Origin of the sequence: Actinomadura sp. NEAU-AAG7 (assembly GCF_018603865.1) — a bacterium.
GTDB lineage: Bacteria > Actinomycetota > Actinomycetes > Streptosporangiales > Streptosporangiaceae > Spirillospora > Spirillospora litoris.
In genome coordinates, this window is the sequence record NZ_JAHFZY010000022.1 from 1 (window position 1) to 663 (window position 663).

At 69.8% G+C, this 663-nt stretch carries 1 protein-coding gene; it reads right to left on the bottom strand.

Going from position 1 to position 663, the window contains the following annotated elements; all coding sequences use genetic code 11:
* Positions 1-662, bottom strand: a 662-nt coding sequence (locus tag KLI87_RS39585; protein ID WP_250904705.1) for an FGGY family carbohydrate kinase, incomplete at its 3' end; no start/stop codon positions are given.
* Position 663: the final 1 nt, after the last annotated feature.

Genomic DNA, 663 nt, shown 5'->3' on the forward strand with positions numbered 1-663 from the left:
GGTTTGATGGTGGGGAGCATCGCGCGGGGGATGGTGAAGAAGGACAGGAGTTCCTCGTCCCACTCCAGGGTCTCCAGGTCCATCAGCATGGTGCGGCTGGCGTTGGTGGGGTCGGTGACGTGGACCCCGCCGTCGGTGCCGCCGGTCAGGTTCCACAGCACCCAGGTGTCGATGGTCCCGAACACCGCCTCGCCGGTCTCGGCGGCCTCGCGCACCCCCGCGACGTTGTCCAGGATCCACTGCACCTTCCCCCCGGCGAAGTAGGTGGCGGGGGGCAGGCCGGCGCGGTGGCGGATGATGGCGCCGCGGCCATCGCGCTCCAGCGCCGCGGCGATCCGGTCGGTGCGGGTGTCCTGCCACACGATCGCGTTGTGGTAGGGCCGCCCGGTCCGGCGGTTCCACACCACCGTGGTCTCGCGCTGGTTGGTGATCCCCAGCGCCGCCAGATCGGTGTGGGACAGGTGCGCCTTGTTCAGCGTGGTCTGGATCACCGCCCGGGTCCGCTCCCAGATCTCGGTCGGGTTGTGCTCCACCCACCCCGCCCGCGGCAGGACCTGCTCATGCTCCAACTGATGCCGCGCGACCTCGCCGCCGCCATGGTCGAACACCATGAACCGGGTACTGGTCGTGCCCTGGTCCAACGCACCGACGAACTCAGCCATG